The sequence below is a fragment of the Methylobacterium sp. B1 genome (genome assembly GCF_000333255.1).
GTDB classification, from domain to species: domain Bacteria; phylum Pseudomonadota; class Alphaproteobacteria; order Rhizobiales; family Beijerinckiaceae; genus Methylobacterium; species Methylobacterium fujisawaense.
The window spans coordinates 1-5,160 of record NZ_BACT01000357.1; the positions used below are offsets into that span (position 1 = coordinate 1).

A 5,160-nucleotide genomic window follows, 5' to 3' on the forward strand; every position below is an offset into this window, starting at 1 on the left:
CCGCGGCTTCGGCGGTCCCGGCCAGGGTGCGCCCCGGCAGGGCCGGCCCCAGGAGGGCCGGGCCGACGCCCGCGGCGACGGGCGGGGTCATGCCCCGCAGGGCCGCGACGTCCGCGCCGACCGGCCGGCACGACCGCAGGGCGAGCGCCCCAACCAGGGCCGTCCGAACCGCGACGCCCGGCCCCAGCGGGCCGATGCCCGGCCGCGCAGCGGCGGGGGCGGCGGCGAGGGTCGCAGCATCGGCTGGCTGGAGCGGGCGCCCCGCTCCTGAGCGTCACATTCGAGCCGCCCGGGACGGATCCGTCCCGGGCGGCTTTCCATTTCAGCGCAGGCCGCGGCCGCGAAGCCGCGCCGCGCGGCGATCAGTTTCCCCCTGACGCCCGTGACCATGCCTCGGGCCCTTGCGGCCCCGCACGCGGCGAGGGCGCCGCCGGCCGGATGGCGGGCGGGGACGCCCCGCGACCCCGTCTCCCCATGAGGGCTCCGCTGTCCCCGCGTGCGCAGCGACGCACGCCAGCCGGCACCACATCCCCGGCTGTGACGCTGCCCCGGCTCCCGTCGCTGCGCGCGGTTCCCATCATGGGACTCGGTCAGTTCGCCCGCGAGACCTCGACGAGGTTGTCGGAGAACGAGGGGGCGTGGCCCATATCGGTGAAGGCCGCCGACGAGATGCTGTTGACCGTCCCCTCGTTGAGCTGGCGCCAGTAGCCGAGGGTCGCCACCACGATTCCGTGCGTGACGTCGTCGGTGACGCGCGCGACGCCCTTGAAGGCGCCCCGGGCATTGGCGACCTGGACGCGGTCGCCGTCGACGATGCCCCGGGACTCGGCATCGGCCGGGCTGATCATCACGAACTGCTCGCCCTGGCCCTTCTGCTTGTCCGCCATGTTGGCGTAGCAGGAATTCAGGAAGTAGTGGCTCTTGGGCGAGACGATGTTGAGCGGGTAGCGCTTGGCCAGCTCCGGATCGTTCGCGTGCGATTCCCGCGCACCGACATAGTCGGGCAGCGGGTCGAGGGGTTCGCCGGGCTGGAAGCCCTCGTACATCTGCCGGAACGGCGGCGCGACGAAGTTCGTGGCGCCCTCGATCTTGAGCATGCACTTGCCGGTATCGGTCGGGAAGTTGCCCTCCCGGTGCGGGGCGCGGTCGTCCGGCGTGCCCACCTTCAGGCGGGCGAAGCCATGCGCGCGCATGTAGGCGAGGTCGATCCCCGCGCAGGCGGGCGAAGCCCAGTCGACGTAGTGCTCCAGGCACTCCGCGTCCGACCATTTGAAGTTCTCTTCCTCGAAACCGAACCGGGCGGCGAGCCTGCGGAAGATCTCGTTGTTGGGGATCGCCTCGCCGGGCGCCTCCGCGCACTTGGTGTTGTAGGTCAGGTAGAGGTGGCCCCAGGAGAGGATCATGTCCTCCATCTCGGCGCCCATCGCGGCCGGAAGCAGGATGTCGGCGTAGGCGGCCGTGTCCGAGATGAAGTGCTCGGCCGAGACCATGAACAGGTCCTCCCGCATCAGGCCCGCGACGATCTTGTCGGTCTCGGGGGCCTGCGTCACCGGGTTCGAGTTCCAGCACATCATCGACATGATCGGCGGGTCGAGCTTCAGCTCCCCGGTGAGCGCGCGGCCGATCTGCAGGTTCGAGACGACCCGGGTGCCCTCCGGGATCAGGTCGGGCCGGCACATGACGTCGAACTTGTAGGGATGCTCCCAGACCGGGAACTGCGTGACGCCGCCGCCGACATGGCGCCACGCACCGGTGAGCGCCGGGATGCAGGTGACCGCCCGGATGGTCTGGCCGCCGCCGAAATGCCGCTCCAGCGCCACGCCCATGCGGATGCCCACCGGCTGGGCCGTCGCCATCTCGTGGGCGAGCCTGCGGATGTCGGCCGCCGGGACGCCCGTGATGGATTCCGCCCATTCCGGCGTACGCGGGGCGGCCCGCTCCTTCAGATCGGCGAAGCCGATCGTGTGGTTGTCGACGTAGTCCTGGTCGACGAGGCCCTGCGCGATGATCGAGTTGATCAGCGCCATGGCGAGGGCGCCGTCGGTGCCGGGCTTCGGGGCGATGTGCCAGTCGGCGGCCTTGGCGGTGCGCGACGCGTAGGCGTCGATGACGACGACCTTCGCGCCCTTCTTCTGCGCGTCCTTCACGATCGCCCAGTGGTGGAGGTTCGTGCTGACCGAGTTGCAGGCCCAGATGACGATGTACTTGGAGTGGATGTAGCTCTCCGGATCGAGGCCGGCGGTCGGCCCGACGGTGAGGAGCCAGGCCGTGCACGAGCCCTCGCCGCAGAAGGTCCGCTCGGTCACGGTGGCGCCCAGGCGGTTGAAGAAGGCGTCGCCGCCGTTCAGCCCGTGCACGAGGCCCTGGTTGCCGAGATAGCTGTAGGGGGCGATGGCCTGCGGCCCGTACTGGTCGATGATCGCCGTCCAGCGGCTGACGATCTCGTCGAGCGCCTCGTCCCAGGTGATGCGCGCGAATTGCTTGGAGCCCTTCGGGCCGACGCGCTTCATCGGGTAGAGCACCCGGTCCGGATGATAGTGGCGCTTCTCGTAATCCTTCAGCTTCACGCAGAGGCCGCCCCGGGTCATCGGGTGGTCCGGGTTGCCGCGCACGCTCAGAAGCTCGCCGCCCTTCACCTCGAACAGCATGGAGCAGGTGTCGGGACAATCATGCGGACAGGCGCCGTAGAAGACCTCTGAGACGGCCTCGGCCTGGACGATCTCGTTCATCGTTTCCTCCCTGACCCCGCAGGCGTCTCGTTATTATGCGTGTTTCTCGGCGCGGGTCGGGTCCAGCCTATATCGGGAAGAAGAAAAATTCTAATTCGAGCGCGGTGACCGGTCCGCGCCGGGCGGACGCGCGGGGTCAGCCCTCCGGCAGTCCAGCGCGGCGCAGGCCCTCGTAGATGCGTGCCCGCTGGGCCAGGAAGGTCGGATCGGTGGAGGTCAGGCTTCGGTAGCGGGCGAGGGTGTAGCCGGGGCGCAGCCTGAGGAACTCGGCGAGGGAGGCCCGCGCCTCCACATCCCGGCCGAGCCGCGCGAAGGCGCAGGCGAGATAGAGGTGGGGGAAGTCGAAGAGCGGGTTCACCGCCGCCGCGCGGCGCAGCGGCTCGATCGCCTCCTGATCCTGCCCGAGATGGAGCTTGGCCAAGCCGTCCCGGGCGAGCCACGCCCCGAGCAGGGGATCCTTGGGGCTGAGGCGGATGGCGGCGGCGATGTCGCGATCCGTCTCCTCGGCCCGTCCGAGGAAGATCTGGATGAGGCCGCGATAGGCGTAGGCCCGGGCGAAGCTGGGATTCAGGGTGAGCACCCGGTCGAACGCCGCGAGGGCCTCCGCGTAGCGCGATCGGGCGCGCAGGGTCTCCCCGCGCAGGTAATGCGCGAAGGGATGTGTCGGGTCGCCCTGGAGGACCGATGCGATCGCCTGCTCGGCCGTGTCGAGATCCGCCGTCCGCTCGGTCGTCCAGCCGTTCAGCACCCCGTCGACGAGCACCTCGGCGAGCCCCAGGCGCGCATCGACATTGGCCGGATCGAGGCCGAGCGCGCGCTCGAACAGCGGGCGGGCCTGGGCGTGGTTGTCGCGGGCGAAGGGCCGGTTGAGCAGCGCCTGTCCGCGCATGACCAAGTCCACCGCATCCGCCGGCTGGCCCGACCGGGCCTGCGTGGCGGCCTCGAGAAGACGCACGCCGAGGGCGCGGCCGACCTGGGCGACGAGGACGTCCTGCGCGGCGCCGACGGCGGTCCGCGGTCCGTCGTAGCGGTCGGCCCAGAGGGCGGCGCCGGTCTCGGCATCCGTCAGTTGCACGGCGAAGCGCACCTGCTCGCCGCTCTGCCGAAGGCTTCCCTGCACGACGTAGCGGACGCCGAGTTCGCGGCCGACGGCGCGCGGCTCGAGAGGCCGCCCCCTGTAGGCCTGTGCCGTACCGTGCGCGATGACGAAGGTTCCCGGGGCGCGGGCGAGATCGGCGGAGAGATCCTCGGCGAGCTGCTCGGCGAGATAATCCTGGTCTGCTTCGCCGCTCTGGTTCGCCAGGGGCAGGACCACCAGGGACAGCCTCGGGCGCAGAGGCTCGCCCGGCCCATCCGTGCGCTCGGATCCGACGAGACGGGGCCAGGTCAGAGCCAGCCCCGCGGCGGCGAGGACCGCGACGGCCCCGAGCGTCGGCCGGAGGGCGGCGCGGGCGCGGCCCGCCCGGATGGCGCGCGACGTCCGCTGGTCCGGGGGCGGCACGGCGTACACGCGCACGGGGCGTGCGATGTTCTTGAGGCGCTGCGGGCCGAGATCGATGAACGGGATTTCCGAGAGACCACGAACCTGCAGGTAGGCAGCTTCCGAAAGCCTCAGGGCACCGGGCTCGGCGGCGCTCTGCAGACGCGCGGCGATGTTGACGCCGTCGCCGAAAAGATCGCCGTCATGCACCATGATGTCGCCGAGATGGATCCCGATGCGGAGACGGAACTGCGCGGCCTCCCCCTCGGCCTCGGCGAGGGCTCGCTGGATCGCCACCGCACAGCAGACGGCATCCATGACCGAGGCGAACTCGGCCAGAACGCTGTCCCCGGCCGTGTTGGCGATCCGTCCGTGACGGGCCGCGATCATCCGGTCGACGATCCGCCGCGTGGCCTGGAGGGCGCGCATGGCGCCGCTCTCGTCGGCATGCATCGCCTTCGAATAGCCGGCGATGTCGGCGGCGAAGATCGCGGCCAGCCGGCGTTCCGGAACCGACCATTCCGATGCGCTGGACAGTGCCCTGTTCTCGCTCATCGCGATCCGTTCACGCCACGGCGACCCGGCAAGCCCGACCGTGGCCGCGTGATTCGCCACCCGCAGCGATGCAGCCGAATACTGCTTTGATCCAATGATGTCGAGCGAACACAGGCATTCGTACGCGCAAAACAAAGAATCGAGCCGGATCCGAGTCCGTCGCCGGGACTTCTCGAGCGCCCCGCAGCGGATGGCCCTTCCGCGACCGTCGCCCGACCGGACGGCCGCTCCGGCGCGGGCAGATCCTTTTATTGGCCGCGCCGTGCCCCCATTTCTGCCGACAGACGAATGGGGGCCTGCATCATGCGGTTCGAACTCTATCGGGACGCCAAGGGTGAATGGCGCTGGCGCCTCCGGGCGCGCAACGGCGAGGTGATCGCCGAATCCGGCGAAGGC

Annotated in this window: 3 protein-coding genes and 1 pseudogene; 2 read left to right on the forward strand and 2 right to left on the reverse strand. The window is 70.6% G+C overall.

The genetic code is table 11. The features are described from left to right. Window positions 1–271, forward strand: a pseudogene (locus I53_RS10425) (RNA helicase); the annotation flags it as partial. Window positions 272–590: 319 nt separating this feature from the next. Here the strand turns inward: I53_RS10425 and I53_RS10430 are convergent. Together I53_RS10430 and I53_RS10435 are read right to left on the reverse strand one after the other, a co-directional pair. Beyond that, window positions 591–2,729: a molybdopterin-dependent oxidoreductase gene (locus tag I53_RS10430; protein ID WP_043350130.1), complete on the reverse strand. Its 2,139-nt coding sequence runs from the start codon at window positions 2,727–2,729 to the stop codon at window positions 591–593. Between the two features lie 136 nt (window positions 2,730–2,865). Then, window positions 2,866–4,764: a tetratricopeptide repeat protein gene (locus tag I53_RS10435; protein WP_051044767.1), complete on the reverse strand. Its 1,899-nt coding sequence runs from the start codon at window positions 4,762–4,764 to the stop codon at window positions 2,866–2,868. A gap of 303 nt (window positions 4,765–5,067) precedes the next feature. On the opposite strand from I53_RS10435, the gene I53_RS31155 reads away from it, so the two are divergent. Continuing rightward, window positions 5,068–5,160: DUF1508 domain-containing protein (locus tag I53_RS31155; protein ID WP_148291114.1), on the forward strand; the 93-nt coding region annotated here is incomplete at its 3' end.

What these genes read in the sequence shown, in the direction of transcription:
- I53_RS10430 (WP_043350130.1), bottom strand. Translation starts at nt 2,729, where the DNA reads ATGAACGAGATCGTCCAGGCCGAGGCCGTCTCAGAGGTCTTCTACGGC.
- I53_RS10435 (WP_051044767.1), bottom strand. Translation starts at nt 4,764, where the DNA reads ATGAGCGAGAACAGGGCACTGTCCAGCGCATCGGAATGGTCGGTTCCG.